Here is a 12,614-nt window from a genome sequence, read left to right as displayed (position 1 = left end):
GAACCGCGCCACCGCCGTTAAGCAATTTATTTATTCCACGCTATCATAGTAATCCTTTTACTCGGCGTTTACCGGACACGATTATGACACTACTTGGACATATCATTAACACCATCAATGCCAAACAGCATCACCGTTAGTTCGTCAATCGCTTTGCTCTCGTCTCTCCGAATTGATCGCTCATCCACGTGGTACAATTCTGCCAATCGTTCACGGGTCATAGACGGCTCCGATAAATATAATCGTTTGATTACAGCGTATCGTCTCTGGTCCTCTGGCGTTCCCGCATTACAGATGACTTCATACCGTTCAATGATTCGATTGATAAACAACATCATTTCTTTTGAACGTGCTCGATATCCCAATAGAGCGAACAATGATAGTTCTCGTTTAGATAATGGTGTTGATTCATCTAGCTTAGGCAGATCAACATCCATGTGATTTTCCAGAAATTTGTAATTGCGCAAAAGTGCCTTGGTGTTGCGTAGCTTTTTTTCTGATTTGTTTTGTGCTGCCGTCTCGCCCTCCGTGATTAATCCCTTCACAATCTTAGCAATGGTAGCATCAGATAAATCGATTGACATGTCCCCACCCTCTCAGCAGTGACCAATGAGGATCTCACTAATCACAGCATTTTTTTCTCTCTCGGATAAATCACGAATTGCCATTTGTTCTGGCTCAGATAACTTGTAGTGGTGTCGCTGACACCAGCCCAGTGTACGAGCGATATCAAAGTGATGTTCTTCAAACGAACGTAACAAAAATGCTCTATACGTCTTCTGTCCTGAATTCATCTTTGTGCCTCCCATTCTGCATGTTCTTCGCTTCTACCATTAGCTCCCCACCCATATCTGCGAAACCTAATCCGTGCTTGTCCGCTAAATCAATGTAAGCATCTAGCAGCACTCTACGGCGATCAGGTTCCACAAGGTTTGATTCAAGCTCGAAATTAGTAATCATGTTAGTTTCGTCTAATTCTAAAGTTAGATTAACCACCGCTTTCTTCATTAGTCATCACCGTCCTTGATTGTGATTTCTGCATTGATTTGAGTGTCATCTCCGTAACTATATTTTTCGCTCAGTATGTTATAGACATTTCCATGACTTTCAAACGTTTGTCCAACAACATATTTCATAATTCCGATATCAGTCTTACGAATATCATTAATCTTCACGTCTCGCCTCCTCAAACTGAATCAGTCGATCTACATACGTTCTAGCCTTTACCAGGTCCTCAGCACCATTTTTGGCCTGATAACGAATAACATATTTAATAACATTTCCCACCATAAATCCTCTAAACCACTGGCTGGGAAAAATCTCTGTGAGGTGGTCAAAAAGGTCTTTGCCATCTTTGCGATAGTAATCTGGTCGAATATTTTTCATAGAAGTTTCCTCACTTTCCGAACCCATTCTGCATTGCGATGTAACACTCGACTAATCTCTTCAGTAGACTTATACCGATAATATTTCAGTATCTGTCGGTCCTCATCCGTCAAAATGTATTCAAATTCTTTCGGCGTCCTTCGCAGTACCCAGCCTCGACTTCGATTGAACTTGTTCATGATCTGGGTCGTAAAGAAACCACGTTCAAGATATGCTCTGACTTGGACCACTTCTTCTCTCGTCACAGCTCCGTCATATTCTGGATAACGATTAGCTGTGGCTTGAATCTTTTTCAACTCATCCATTGGCCAATACTCGACCCGCCCAAATTTGGACTCAGCCGCTTGCACGCTGGCTAATAACTCTTTATTCAACGACATATTAATTACCTCCGAATCCATAGCCTACCAGTGACTCATTAATTATCTTCAATGCGTCAGCTGCAGATCTAGCAATTCCATGAATTATATTTCGACTCATTAGAAATTCATGGAACTTCACTTGATCATCACGTGGTTTACCATTTTCGTTTTTCACTTCGATATAAAAGATCTGCTTGTCGCTGTGTCTAAATCCAAAAAGGTCTGGAAATCCTGTCGGCAACCCCGTATCAAACCAACGGCCTGCATCCGTCTTAACCTTACCAACATTTGCTCTGAAGATCGTGCAACCATTTTGCGATACCGCCACACGAATCTGATTTTGAATCTCTTGTTCTCGCATATCTTTGTCCTTTCAAAAAGTGTAGTGAGTAGTGACTACACTAAAAGTTTTAGAGATACGCTGAATCCCTTGCGGCTCTAAGGTGTACGGCATTTGTAGCGATGTAGCGACTTGTTTTCAACTTTCCTATACCTATACGCGCGTAGCCCTATACCCTATATACCTATATAAATAAATATATATATATAATATTAAGTAGTAGTAACTACATATGTCTGTATACCTTGGGGCTGTAGGGCGGAGGTGTAGTCACTAAAGTCGCTACACTCTCACTACACTCACTACACTCGCTCATATCCACGCTTCGGAATTCCACCGATTCTCTTTTGAATCGCCCGCCATCCATTATGATTATCCATGACATATTTGATTTTGTTCGCTAGCTTTCGATTCTTAATCAAGTCTTGAACACCCATGTGAAAAGCAATGTCAGCGCTAGTAACAAAATCTTGTGTCATCTCTGCCAGTGCAATCTCAATTGCATCTTCCTCAGCGTCAATGTACTTAAATTGTTCACGATTTTCGTTCAGCTCTTGCTCCTCCTGATTAGTCAGGCCGAAACTGAACCCACCCTTGTAGTAATTCACGAACTCACCCCACAGCTGATCCACAGTAGCCTGGTCTAATTCGGTCACTGGTGACTTTCGTTGTAACTCGGGGTGGACTAGCACCGGCATGAAACGCCGCTCACCAGTTTTATCTTTGAGATAGGTGACTTCATTAGTTGTCCGGGCAATCACGAAATTTTTATATCGCCGGACTGTGTGCCGTCCATATGGTGGTCGGTAAGCTAATTGTTCTCCTGAAATGAACTTTTTCAGAATTTCAAAACTACTTTGATTCGTAGCAGTCATTTCATCATCATTCACGATTAATGCCCGCACCATGTTGCCAAAATTATCTTTATTCTCGAAGTCTGTGAACTGGTCGGTATACCATCCATTGCTCATGACTTTTAGTAATGTTGTTTTCCCGGTTCCTTGACCACCAACCAAATCCAAAACGTAATCGAATTTTGTTTCTGGTTTATAAGTCTTAGCAACCGCCCCAACAAAAAACAGCTTTGTCTGTAGTGTTGTGGTTGGGGATGTTTCCACACCTAGATAGGTTGGTAGGAAGTCTGAAACACGTTTCTTCCCATCCCAATCGTAATAGCATTTTTCAAAGTACTCGATAACGGGATTGAAGACGTTTCGTCTGGACACTTCAACCACTGCAGAATCTATGATCTTATTTGCGAACATGACCTGATACTTTTTCTCCATGTAGCGTTGCAGTGCTGGAGTAAAATCATCTTGCAACGGGCCATGTTCAAGCATTAGTTCTACGCTATCTTCCGTCATTTCTGTTTCAAAGCTAAATTCGTTATAGGCAAACTTGCCTTTTAACAGTGGATCGTGCTCTAAAATCAAGCACACATTTTCAATGGAGTTGGCTTTGATACCACCATTAGCATTCCGCATGAATTGAATCTTGCTATCGAATGGAATGACTTTCTTTTTCTTAACTTCCCGCAACCTTTCGGCCTCGTCTTCAAAGCTCATGCTTGCGCCTCCCTTCTCCTGATTTCTTTTTTAACCATAGACTCCACGGTTCGAATTACTTCTCGCTCAGTTAAACTATCAGGCGTCCGTGCATTGGCAATTTTTGCTAGGTCTAGGACACTTTCAGGGTCAACGCCCCTAATGAGTAGGCCACCAGAGAAACTCGCTAAGGCGTTGTTTCTGCCCCCTGTATCGCCTAGTCCTTTACTAATCGTTTCAAACAATTCTGCCGTGGCCGTCTTGCCATCATAATCGATACTGAGGCTACTGGGTTTGTAGTCGGGCCGCTGGTTGATGGATGCCACCAGTTCGGGGGATGCCGTCACAATCGGATTATTGTTTTCCCACTTGTACTGATGGCCACCCCGCTCGCTCGGAGCTACAACAACATAATTATTTACGTGAGCTTTTACATCTATGCCAGGTAGCCAGCCAATATTCTGCTCCATATTTGTATCACGTTTCAGATAGAACAATTGCCTTCCCCCACCTGCCGTAGTCTGTGATAGCGTGTCACGGAACCACTCTGGATGTTCGAACTCTCGGAATGACTTGAACCCATCAGCTCCGTCTGGGTGTTCATCAATATCAACGACAAAGAAGTTTGTGGTTCTCAAAGCGATTTGAGAGTATGGGTGGGTCATCCAAAACTTTTGGACTTGCTCCGGTGTCAGTGCTGGTTTATCGGCAAATTTAATTAGTGGTTGTTTCCCAACCATCGGCAACACTGAGAACCCCGCTTTGGCGTATACAATGGCATAGTTGACTAAATTTTTCAAAAAATCACCTCGGCAATAATGGGCCTCGCACCCAACCGATGGAAAACGACATTGCGCTTGTAAAACTTAGAACGGTGACTTAGTTTCATCGGGTACTGGTGGTAAGTCGTTGTCAGTTAATGTTGGTGCCCCACTCAAAGCATCAGGTAATTGGTCATCGGTAACATCAATCTCCTCTGGTTGTTCGGCTTCTTCTAATTCATAGTTGGTGTATGGATTAGAGGGGTCTTTCTTGTTTGGTGTGTGCTTAACATGAAGGATGACTGTCTTACCCTTCTCCGGAGCCAATACATTTACCAACGCTTCGTGCACTTCGGTTTCGGTTGGGCCAGCAAAATGCTGCGGTGTGATTTGAACACCTAGTAATGCCCCAAGCTTCGTGATGAATCGAATGTTATTGCTAATAACAAAGTCGGGCATTGCTTTACCAGTAGTTGTCTTTTCGGCAAAACTAAGGTTATCGTATTCCTTTTCACCCGCATGTTCGCCATCTAACACGCCGAAGACTAATTTGACGCATTCCCAGCCGCTATCGTAAGTTGCATGTGAGATATCTTCAACCACTACGTTATAGATACCATCTGGTAGCCCTTGACTGGTAGATACCGTGTCCTTTTTTGCATCAAAATTGTCTAGTGCATGTGCCGCTAAATCTAATAAGCTCATTATTATTTACCTGCTTTCGTTGTTTGTTCCGGTGTCAATGCGCCGGGGATAGCTTTTAAAATATTTAAAATCTTTGGGTCGTCTACTTCACTGGCGTGGTACTGCCGCCGAACCTCGGTGACGTTGCGCAAGTAGTTCTTTCCGATATGTTGGGTGTGAACTACCAAATCACAATTTCCATTAACCACGTTGTAATATTTAGTCTTCAGTGACGGAACTTTGACGGTCACATTATTATCATCAGTAATATCGTTCTCTCGACTGATATAGACAACGTTGATTGGCAAGGCCTTAAGGTCCATCACCAATCCTTGCAACGCTGAATTAAACATCGCGTAGCCCTTGCCATAGCCAATATCGGCCAGTGCTTCTACTCCTGCTTTCAAACAGATGGCCTGTTCAATCAGTCCACAGACGTCATCAATTACATCCAGTGTGACCGTTTCATAAGTGTTAGCTTCTGTACCCAGTGCCAGAATAATATCGTCTAACTGCTTGATACAGCTCTGGTCAAGGCTCCCATCGGCCTTACGTGTGTTGCGAATCTGAATACTGGGAGCCGTTCCCATAGCACTGTTGCCATCCGTGTTCAGTACCAGCGTATTCGGGAAATGCTCCGCTAGGAAACTCTTACCGCTCATGGTCGCGCCCCAGATAAAGAAGTTTCGTGGGGTACCTGACGGCTTGTGCAGTTCATTTTTTGGTAAAATGCTCACTTTCTAATCAATCCTTTCAGTTTTGCTTGGAAGTAGGCCCATCCCGGTTTGTAGCCATGTAGGTTTGCATATGCTTTAATCTCGGCATAGGTCTTTAATTCTGCTGGCGATTTGTCGGCTACTGCTTCTAGTGCCTGGTCGTCAATCAATTTCTTCGCCAGGGCCAATCGTTTGTTGGCCTCTACTTTTTTTAGCTCAGCGTTTGAATCGATATCAATCTGAATATCTTCGGTAAGTAGTGCTCCACAAAACGGGCACTCATCCCCGTGGCGATAGAACGTCGCGAAACATATCGGGCACACGGTCACTGACTTAATTGGCTCGCCATTGCTAGACTTACTGTTTTTGTCACGGCCCCCTAACGTCCATACCCGGTTTATGGTAGGAAGGCCAAACCGTTCCACGTTATTTACATGGTCAATAATCACGGCTCGCTTGCCGTTCCGCGGGTTCATCGACCGCATGGCAAATTGCAGATACAGCGATAGTGACTGTGTGGGCCGTAACATAATGACACAATCGACGTTGGGAAGGTCTAAGCCTTCGGTAAATAATTCTGCGTTGGTCACCACCTGAATCTTGCCCGCTCGGTAGGCCGCCACTATCCGCTCACGGTCTTTCTTCTGCGTCTTACCTGATACAGCTCGTGCCGTTATCCCGGCCGCATTAAACGCATCGGCTAGACGCTGGGCGCTCGCCACGTTGTACGTATACGCAATTGCCTGCTTGCCCGCTGCTAGTTTCTGATAGTGGGCGACGGCATCCCCGTAAATTTTCGGCTTCATGGCTTGCTCAATACTGGTTCCATCGAACTCACCGTTTCGCTTCGTCTTTAGCCGGGAGTTGTCCAGTCCAGACGGCGCATAATAATCCACTGGGGCCAGAAAACCATTATCCATCAGCCAACTAATTGGCTTGCCTTGGATAAGCGTGTCAGCCACCCCATCAAGTCCCTTGCCGTCCATACGCCATGGGGTGGCCGTAAAGAGCAATTTCACCGATTGCGGGAAGTTATCCAGTATCTTCCGATAGGACCGTGACAGGGCATGGTGAGCCTCATCTACGATGATTATCGCGGGTGTTACTAAATCCTTCACATGCCGTGTGAGTGTTTGAACCATCCCCATTTGACAGAGTTGCATATCTACTCCATCGGCGCGAAACGTTTCTCGGGCCTGAGCTAATATCTCGCTCCGATGTACGATGAATAATACTCGGTTATGCTGCTTGGTCGCGCTCCTAGCAATGTCGGCCATAATGATCGTTTTTCCAGTCCTTGGTGGTGACTGAATGACTATACCCTGGTGACCAGCAGTAACGGCCTCTCGTACCGCTTTAACTGCTTCGGCCTGGTAACTACGAAGTTGGAACATCCGTCTTCACCACTAATGAAATATGAGATGGTTTCTCGATTGCACCTTTCAGTTCTTGTCCATCCGCGTTGATGTAATGACCTTCCACAAATTTGAATTGTGCCTTGATAGCCTTCTTGTCGGGTTCCTTCTTTACTCGGATAAAGTCACTAAGGCTTTGACTCTCCAGACTTTCCAGCACATCTTTATCGACCCACTGCACTCCAGCGGGAGTCTTGCGCGTAGACACTGAGCCATACGGGGTTTCGATTCGTGCCTTTGGGTCTTCTTCACGTAGTTTATCCAGATAGGCTCCCAGATATCCTTGTAAAAATCCACGATTGTTGTCGTTATCTGCCAATTGCTTGTCGCGCCAGTCATTGATTGAAGCGATTTGTTCATTCGCAGTCGCATTAGTTTCTGCATCTTTAGTATCTAGCGCCCGTAGTTTACGCATTACCCAGGTTGCAGACTTCAAGTCGTTAACTTCAAAAGAAGGTTTACTGATTTCATCTGAACTTTCTAAATCGTGTTTTTCCAATGCATCCACTATTCATCACCATCCTTAATTTCAACGTTTTCAACACCGTAACGAAGGAAAGCGTCGACAATAGTTGTGATTGTAAGGCCTGTCTCTTCCTTCAATTCCTTAATCTTTGCATGCAGTTCAGTATCGATAAAGACCGGCTTGGTACCAACACCTGGTGTTCCGTTCGTTTTCGTAAGCGTTAAATCTTTCATTAATCTCCCCTCCTACCAGATAAAGACTAGCTTCCACACGCCAATTGCTAGCAACGCAACTAGACCAGCAGCAACCATCAACAGAGCTACCCCAATAAAGTTACCTAGAAACTCAATGAATTTTTGCACTATATTCTTCCTTCAGTAATCGTTCGTATTGCTGGAAACGATAGGCGGCCAGATTTTCATAGCTAACCGGCGTCTTCATAAACTTGTTATGCCAATAACTAGAATTCATTTATTTGTGCTTCCTTTCATAAATCATTCGTAGTGCTCCGCCAATTCCGAACACTAGAACAAAAACTAATACTGATGTCACCTAATCACTCCATGTGCGCTGCCCACGCTCAAAATTTAGTTAATGATAGAATTGCTTTTTTTAATTCGGTTGGTTCATAGAAAACTTTGTCGCTCTCAGGAAATTTGCGCTCGGCCAGCTTCACTTGAGGTTTATTCTTAATGTTCTTATCGAAGAAGGCCCGTGACACACTGAGCGATTCAAAGGCCTGGTTTCTGTCCAGCAAAATATATTCTCTAACCATCCGCTGTAGATACGGTTTCAGGTAATCAAATACCTCAGCTGTAACGGCCTCCTGAATTTGTTCTTCTAGTGCCAATTTGCTCACCTCTAGTCAAACAGCTTGCTGCCACGCTTACCAATGGCCCAGCCAATTAATAGAAATAACAGTAATCGCAAGGCAATCATTGCATCTCCAATCCAGTGAGGTCAAATGTGGTAAAGGTTGTACCCTCACTCGTTACGTTATCAAATAACACGGTGATTCCTTCATCGTCTAGCGCGTTTGTAACCAATGAGGAAATCGGTAAAGTAGTAATCACCTCAACCTTACTTTTCTTCATTGCCACAGCATTAACAATGTCAAACTTGAGTGCTGCCATGTCACGACTTTCGATAGCTTGCATTGCCTCAGCCTTAACCTGTTTTGCAAAATAAACTGCGTTCATTGCCCTACCTCCTATTTCATTCCTAAATAGTCCTTAACTGATTGAAGATTTTTGTCTGCCGCAGGGCCCATTGTCTTACCTGCCATTAATTGGCGGAGATACTGACTAGTCCAGCCGAAATGGTCAGCAACACTCTTTTGGGTCACTTCCTTATCAATTAGATGTTTCTTAAAGCGCTTCTCTAGCACTGTCATTACGCGTTTCACCCGCTTCCCTTTTCAGGTTTGTTTTTCAGCTTAATAAAGTTATTGACTGTAATGTACGATTGTCGTACAATGAAGCCATAGAAAAATAAGCACAACTACCCCACATTAACCCCCGTCTGGCAACGGTTTTACTAAATTGGGATACTTTGCTTTGACACCTAATAACCTTAGCTGATGAATAAAGTATAACGACGTTAATACTATTTGTCAATAGAATTTACGAACTTAATACTTTTTCGTCAAACTTTTCGGGAGGAAAGCTTGATATGACAATGATAGATAAAATTAAAAAATATGGGAAGCTTCGGAATATGAACATCAAACAAGTCGCTTTAAAGGCCGGCTTGAGTGAAAACGCCATCTATGGATGGAAAAATCATAAACCAGCCAAACCGACTGTTGAATCTGTTGCTCGCGTACTCGGTGTTTCCTACAGTGATTTAACCGGCGAAACTGAAACAAGCGAACCCAAACAAATAGATCTCAAAGCAACGATCGATGATGATGATGTCATTATGACCTACGATGGTAAGCCCATCCCCGCTGAAGACTTGGCATTGATTAAGCGACTCATGAGGGGTGAGTAGTATTGAACAATCCTGTTTTGTTTGAATTAGAAGAAAAGGCAGCCCGGGACGGTATTGATGTCATTTGGACTGATGGCTTAGGCCAAACAACTCCCCCAACTGCGTCTGTTAAGCGACATCGTATCATCATGAATCTACACTGGATTCGTCCAGACGAGTTAGCTTTTCAGCTGGGCCACGAGATGGCACACATATATCATGATGACCCAGATGATCGCCTGTTGTACTACTCAAACCGCTCAACAAAATCTGAGATTGAAAACCACGCTCACGCTGGAGCCATTGACTTAATCCTTCCATATTATATGAAGGACCGTCCTCAAGCGATGGCAAACCCGGTTGATTTTATGGAATCCTTCGATGTTCCGGGATACCTAAGCGAGATTGTCGCTGAAAAAATCGCGGTTTACTGTGAAGAAAATGAAATCGGTATCAAATAATTACTGATAGTTTTCGATAAATTTGATATGCTGAACCTATTAAAGGGAGGTACTATCATGGCAGACTGCGGTATTGATGGTGTAAAATTTGGCTTTAAAGATTCTCGTCTTAAACTTCGTACTGGTGAATTCATATGTAATAAACATTGGAAACAAGCCGGTTTTGGACTGACTGATTCGCCAAAGGAATATTCACTTGACGAAATTAAAGAGAGACTCCAAAACATACAGACACTGGAAACAGAACACAGTAAAGGAAAAGTGACCAAGGATGATATAAAAGCCTTTGGATACTTATCATCTAAGCATCTAGAAAACTTGGATTCAAACTCATTCGAATCCGTAAAACACATCAGCAATCAACTAGCTGGCAGTGGCTTGACCCAAGCGGGGATTGCTCTTGGCTTTACCGGAAATGCCGCCGATCGGCTGTCACTAAATTTTCAAAACGCACTGGTTGAGCAGAATTGGATTATCATTCGCCAAAATCAAGAAATTATTGAATTGCTCAAGAAAAATAATGATGACGGATTAACTAAATAACCTGCAGACTTTTTTTTAAACACGACTATCCTTAATGGAGGTATTATCATGCGTGAAATTGTCGGATTAATTGGACTAATAGCGGCTATCTTTTTCATCGTTCAAATGTTTCGTAAACGAAAAACCAAAGGTGCATTTAAGAAAAATCTGCTTGGCTTCTTTGTAGGAATAATCATATTGGGATGGGGATTTTATGACAATCGGCCCAGTTATGGAGGAATAAAAGTAACGGAGCCGCAAGAAGAACAACTTACCAGGTTAGCCGATGCGGAGCAAAAAACTGTCTGGCAATTTAGTAAAAAGAACTTTGACGAAGCAAAGATATCTGAACGAGCTTACTCAATTCGAAAGCCATTTTTAAAACTTAATGGCGCTACTGAGACTAATAAACGGTTGTTAGATGGTTGGGTATCTGCCATCAAAGATGCACCAAGTCAAACAAATAAAGACTATGCCAAGTATCTTGCATTCCATGCTATTCAAAAAGTAAATCGCAAAACAGCAAACCATGTGACAAGTAACACGCAGGACAGTAACACGCTTTACAAACACTTAGATAAAAACGCTGGATTAACCAAATAATCCTCGGTACTTATATAATAAAAAAGCGCATCCCCTCCCGCCAAGAAGTTGGATGCGCTACCAGTTGAAAGGAATATTTCTAGACCTTTTCGAATACAATCATACCTGAAAGAAGGTGGTTTCACAACAATTCTCCACAAGCGCTGCCCACGCTAGGAGGAAAAATAAATTGAAATTGACAAAAACAAACTACATTAACGTGTTTTCGTATGAAACTCAAAAAGGAGTACGCTGGATGTTTCGATACCCGTTTCATGATTCGTTTGGTAAACGCCATGAAAAGCAAGAACGGGGATTCACCACGCCCGAAGCAGCTCATAAGGCGGAACTTACTGCAGAGATGAAAGTCTCGGAGGATGAAGCTGATCAGCTGCTGGATTCAGGGATGACCATCCGGCAGTGGACCACTCAATTTCTGAAGATGAATGAAGCCGAATGGCGTCCAAACTACCGGCGGAATTTTGCCACGGCGGTTAAGAATTATATTCTACCATTACTAGGGGATCGCAAGTTAGGTAAGCTCACGAAAATGGAGTATAACTATCTATTCATACAACCACAGTTGGAACACCTCAAGCCCTCATCTGTGCAGGCCAACCACCGGATGTTCATGGTAATTATGAATGCAGCTGAGGAAAATGAAATCATCCCTCGCAACCGGCTCAAAGGGATCAGGTTTAAGAAGTCTGAACGCCGTAAGCCGTTTAGTGAGGAAGACTTAGCGCTCTTCAACAAACAACTACGGCTGGAAGAGACACCTACTCGCCTCTTTTTTCAACTCCTAGAAACTACAGGCATGCGTTTGAGCGAAGGACTTGGCCTAGAGTGGCGTGATATTAACTTCACCAAAAGAACACTATCCATCCAACGAACCAGAACACCTGATGGCTTTGGCCCAACCAAAACACCCTCAAGCGTTCGTACAATTTCGATTGATGAAGCGATGATTTTATCCTTGCACAGATTCATGACTGCAGCTAAGGCCGAGGGCTTGAAATCTGGAACGGGGTTTAGTCAACGAAATGTCCTTTTTGAATTTAACCATGTATCGGCATACTACCATTTTCAAAAGGTCATCAAGTCAGCAGGTATCGAACCAGGTCGCTATGTAATTCACAGTCTACGTCATACCCACGCAACTATTTTGATGGGCGCAGGTGTCAGTCCAGTGGATGTTGCCGCCAGGCTAGGTCATTCCGACCCTGCCATCACCCTACGAATTTACGCCCACGCCATCAAAGGAAACGACCAAAAAAACGCAGAACTTTTTGCGAAAATCGTTAACCTTTAAAATTGCTGTGGGAGATTCTGTGGGAGATTCTATTTCACGAAACACGGAATCGCTTGATACCAGTGCTTTAACACCTGTTTTTCGTTCAAAAT

22 protein-coding genes are annotated in these 12,614 nt (G+C 43.5%); 5 read left to right on the top strand and 17 right to left on the bottom strand.

From position 1 onward, the window contains the following. Window positions 1–89: 89 nt before the first annotated feature. The 17 genes from LSE01S_RS08325 to LSE01S_RS08255 form a co-directional block, all read right to left on the bottom strand. Window positions 90–584, bottom strand: a complete 495-nt coding sequence (locus LSE01S_RS08325; protein WP_061777174.1) for a hypothetical protein — start codon at window positions 582–584, stop codon at window positions 90–92. A 184-nt stretch (window positions 585–768) separates the two neighbouring features. Continuing rightward, a complete protein-coding gene (locus LSE01S_RS08320; protein WP_061777173.1) occupies window positions 769–1,008 on the bottom strand; it encodes a hypothetical protein in 240 nt (79 codons plus the stop codon). Continuing rightward, window positions 1,008–1,175: a hypothetical protein gene (locus LSE01S_RS10955; RefSeq protein WP_156470501.1), complete on the bottom strand. Its 168-nt coding sequence runs from the start codon at window positions 1,173–1,175 to the stop codon at window positions 1,008–1,010. The genes LSE01S_RS08320 and LSE01S_RS10955 overlap by 1 nt, the downstream gene beginning before the upstream one ends. Further along, complete coding sequence (locus LSE01S_RS08315) at window positions 1,165–1,386, bottom strand: DUF3310 domain-containing protein (RefSeq protein ID WP_061777172.1); 222 nt, start codon at window positions 1,384–1,386, stop codon at window positions 1,165–1,167. The genes LSE01S_RS10955 and LSE01S_RS08315 overlap by 11 nt, the downstream gene beginning before the upstream one ends. Continuing rightward, complete coding sequence (locus LSE01S_RS08310) at window positions 1,383–1,766, bottom strand: hypothetical protein (RefSeq protein ID WP_061777171.1); 384 nt, start codon at window positions 1,764–1,766, stop codon at window positions 1,383–1,385. Before LSE01S_RS08310 ends, LSE01S_RS08315 begins: the two co-directional genes overlap by 4 nt. Before the next feature lies 1 nt (window position 1,767). Next, entirely contained in the window at window positions 1,768–2,109 is a 342-nt protein-coding gene (locus LSE01S_RS08305) for a VRR-NUC domain-containing protein (protein ID WP_061777170.1), read from the bottom strand. Window positions 2,110–2,390: 281 nt separating this feature from the next. Further along, the gene (locus LSE01S_RS08300; protein WP_061777169.1) at window positions 2,391–3,653 is read right to left on the bottom strand and encodes a virulence-associated E family protein; all 1,263 of its coding nucleotides are present in this window, start codon (window positions 3,651–3,653) and stop codon (window positions 2,391–2,393) included. Next, window positions 3,650–4,432, bottom strand: a complete 783-nt coding sequence (locus LSE01S_RS08295) for a bifunctional DNA primase/polymerase (RefSeq protein ID WP_061777168.1) — start codon at window positions 4,430–4,432, stop codon at window positions 3,650–3,652. Before LSE01S_RS08295 ends, LSE01S_RS08300 begins: the two co-directional genes overlap by 4 nt. Before the next feature lie 66 nt (window positions 4,433–4,498). After that, window positions 4,499–5,098 (bottom strand): DUF669 domain-containing protein, encoded by a 600-nt coding sequence (locus LSE01S_RS08290; RefSeq protein ID WP_061777167.1) that lies wholly within the window; start codon window positions 5,096–5,098, stop codon window positions 4,499–4,501. Between the two features lie 2 nt (window positions 5,099–5,100). Next, a complete protein-coding gene (locus LSE01S_RS08285) occupies window positions 5,101–5,814 on the bottom strand; it encodes an AAA family ATPase (protein WP_061777166.1) in 714 nt (237 codons plus the stop codon). Next, the gene (locus LSE01S_RS08280) at window positions 5,811–7,187 is read right to left on the bottom strand and encodes a DEAD/DEAH box helicase (RefSeq protein ID WP_082622378.1); all 1,377 of its coding nucleotides are present in this window, start codon (window positions 7,185–7,187) and stop codon (window positions 5,811–5,813) included. Before LSE01S_RS08280 ends, LSE01S_RS08285 begins: the two co-directional genes overlap by 4 nt. After that, window positions 7,171–7,716, bottom strand: a complete 546-nt coding sequence (locus tag LSE01S_RS08275; protein WP_061777165.1) for a host-nuclease inhibitor Gam family protein — start codon at window positions 7,714–7,716, stop codon at window positions 7,171–7,173. Before LSE01S_RS08275 ends, LSE01S_RS08280 begins: the two co-directional genes overlap by 17 nt. Next, window positions 7,716–7,907 carry a hypothetical protein gene (locus LSE01S_RS08270; RefSeq protein ID WP_061777164.1) on the bottom strand — a complete coding sequence of 64 codons (192 nt, stop codon included), beginning with the start codon at window positions 7,905–7,907 and terminating at the stop codon, window positions 7,716–7,718. Before LSE01S_RS08270 ends, LSE01S_RS08275 begins: the two co-directional genes overlap by 1 nt. 112 nt (window positions 7,908–8,019) lie before the next feature. Beyond that, window positions 8,020–8,145, bottom strand: coding sequence for a hypothetical protein (locus tag LSE01S_RS11200; protein WP_268872589.1), 126 nt, complete (start codon window positions 8,143–8,145; stop codon window positions 8,020–8,022). Window positions 8,146–8,254: 109 nt separating this feature from the next. Further along, a complete protein-coding gene (locus LSE01S_RS08265) occupies window positions 8,255–8,524 on the bottom strand; it encodes a hypothetical protein (protein ID WP_061777163.1) in 270 nt (89 codons plus the stop codon). A gap of 85 nt (window positions 8,525–8,609) precedes the next feature. Beyond that, the gene (locus LSE01S_RS08260; protein ID WP_061777162.1) at window positions 8,610–8,873 is read right to left on the bottom strand and encodes a hypothetical protein; all 264 of its coding nucleotides are present in this window, start codon (window positions 8,871–8,873) and stop codon (window positions 8,610–8,612) included. Between the two features lie 11 nt (window positions 8,874–8,884). Next, window positions 8,885–9,067, bottom strand: coding sequence for a helix-turn-helix domain-containing protein (locus tag LSE01S_RS08255; RefSeq protein WP_061777197.1), 183 nt, complete (start codon window positions 9,065–9,067; stop codon window positions 8,885–8,887). A 278-nt stretch (window positions 9,068–9,345) separates the two neighbouring features. Between LSE01S_RS08255 and LSE01S_RS08250 the strand changes: the two genes are divergently transcribed. From LSE01S_RS08250 to LSE01S_RS08230, 5 genes are all read left to right on the top strand, one after another. After that, window positions 9,346–9,666, top strand: coding sequence for a helix-turn-helix domain-containing protein (locus LSE01S_RS08250; protein ID WP_061777161.1), 321 nt, complete (start codon window positions 9,346–9,348; stop codon window positions 9,664–9,666). A gap of 2 nt (window positions 9,667–9,668) precedes the next feature. Then, on the top strand, window positions 9,669–10,106 hold the full coding sequence (locus LSE01S_RS08245) for an ImmA/IrrE family metallo-endopeptidase (protein ID WP_061777160.1): 438 nt from the start codon (window positions 9,669–9,671) through the stop codon (window positions 10,104–10,106). Between the two features lie 57 nt (window positions 10,107–10,163). Continuing rightward, window positions 10,164–10,649: a hypothetical protein gene (locus LSE01S_RS08240; RefSeq protein WP_061777159.1), complete on the top strand. Its 486-nt coding sequence runs from the start codon at window positions 10,164–10,166 to the stop codon at window positions 10,647–10,649. Window positions 10,650–10,697: 48 nt separating this feature from the next. Continuing rightward, window positions 10,698–11,231, top strand: coding sequence for a hypothetical protein (locus LSE01S_RS08235; protein ID WP_061777158.1), 534 nt, complete (start codon window positions 10,698–10,700; stop codon window positions 11,229–11,231). Between the two features lie 169 nt (window positions 11,232–11,400). Next, window positions 11,401–12,522: a tyrosine-type recombinase/integrase gene (locus LSE01S_RS08230; protein WP_061777157.1), complete on the top strand. Its 1,122-nt coding sequence runs from the start codon at window positions 11,401–11,403 to the stop codon at window positions 12,520–12,522. Window positions 12,523–12,614: the final 92 nt, after the last annotated feature.

It is taken from the genome of Levilactobacillus senmaizukei DSM 21775 = NBRC 103853 (assembly GCF_001592085.1).
Classification (GTDB): Bacteria; Bacillota; Bacilli; order Lactobacillales; family Lactobacillaceae; genus Levilactobacillus; species Levilactobacillus senmaizukei.
This window is presented reverse-complemented; position numbering and strand designations above follow the sequence as displayed.

Bases quoted from the DNA above. Each gene is read 5' to 3' on its own strand.
- LSE01S_RS08240 (WP_061777159.1), top strand. From the start codon at position 10,164: ATGGCAGACTGCGGTATTGATGGTGTAAAATTTGGCTTTAAAGATTCT.
- LSE01S_RS08315 (WP_061777172.1), bottom strand. From the start codon at position 1,386: ATGAAAAATATTCGACCAGATTACTATCGCAAAGATGGCAAAGACCTT.
- LSE01S_RS08250 (WP_061777161.1), top strand. From the start codon at position 9,346: ATGACAATGATAGATAAAATTAAAAAATATGGGAAGCTTCGGAATATG.
- LSE01S_RS08305 (WP_061777170.1), bottom strand. From the start codon at position 2,109: ATGCGAGAACAAGAGATTCAAAATCAGATTCGTGTGGCGGTATCGCAA.
- LSE01S_RS08280 (WP_082622378.1), bottom strand. From the start codon at position 7,187: ATGTTCCAACTTCGTAGTTACCAGGCCGAAGCAGTTAAAGCGGTACGA.
- LSE01S_RS08300 (WP_061777169.1), bottom strand. From the start codon at position 3,653: ATGAGCTTTGAAGACGAGGCCGAAAGGTTGCGGGAAGTTAAGAAAAAG.
- LSE01S_RS08320 (WP_061777173.1), bottom strand. From the start codon at position 1,008: ATGAAGAAAGCGGTGGTTAATCTAACTTTAGAATTAGACGAAACTAAC.
- LSE01S_RS08255 (WP_061777197.1), bottom strand. From the start codon at position 9,067: ATGACAGTGCTAGAGAAGCGCTTTAAGAAACATCTAATTGATAAGGAA.
- LSE01S_RS08260 (WP_061777162.1), bottom strand. From the start codon at position 8,873: ATGAACGCAGTTTATTTTGCAAAACAGGTTAAGGCTGAGGCAATGCAA.
- LSE01S_RS08290 (WP_061777167.1), bottom strand. From the start codon at position 5,098: ATGAGCTTATTAGATTTAGCGGCACATGCACTAGACAATTTTGATGCA.
- LSE01S_RS08310 (WP_061777171.1), bottom strand. From the start codon at position 1,766: ATGTCGTTGAATAAAGAGTTATTAGCCAGCGTGCAAGCGGCTGAGTCC.
- LSE01S_RS08325 (WP_061777174.1), bottom strand. From the start codon at position 584: ATGTCAATCGATTTATCTGATGCTACCATTGCTAAGATTGTGAAGGGA.
- LSE01S_RS08235 (WP_061777158.1), top strand. From the start codon at position 10,698: ATGCGTGAAATTGTCGGATTAATTGGACTAATAGCGGCTATCTTTTTC.
- LSE01S_RS11200 (WP_268872589.1), bottom strand. From the start codon at position 8,145: ATGAATTCTAGTTATTGGCATAACAAGTTTATGAAGACGCCGGTTAGC.
- LSE01S_RS08270 (WP_061777164.1), bottom strand. From the start codon at position 7,907: ATGAAAGATTTAACGCTTACGAAAACGAACGGAACACCAGGTGTTGGT.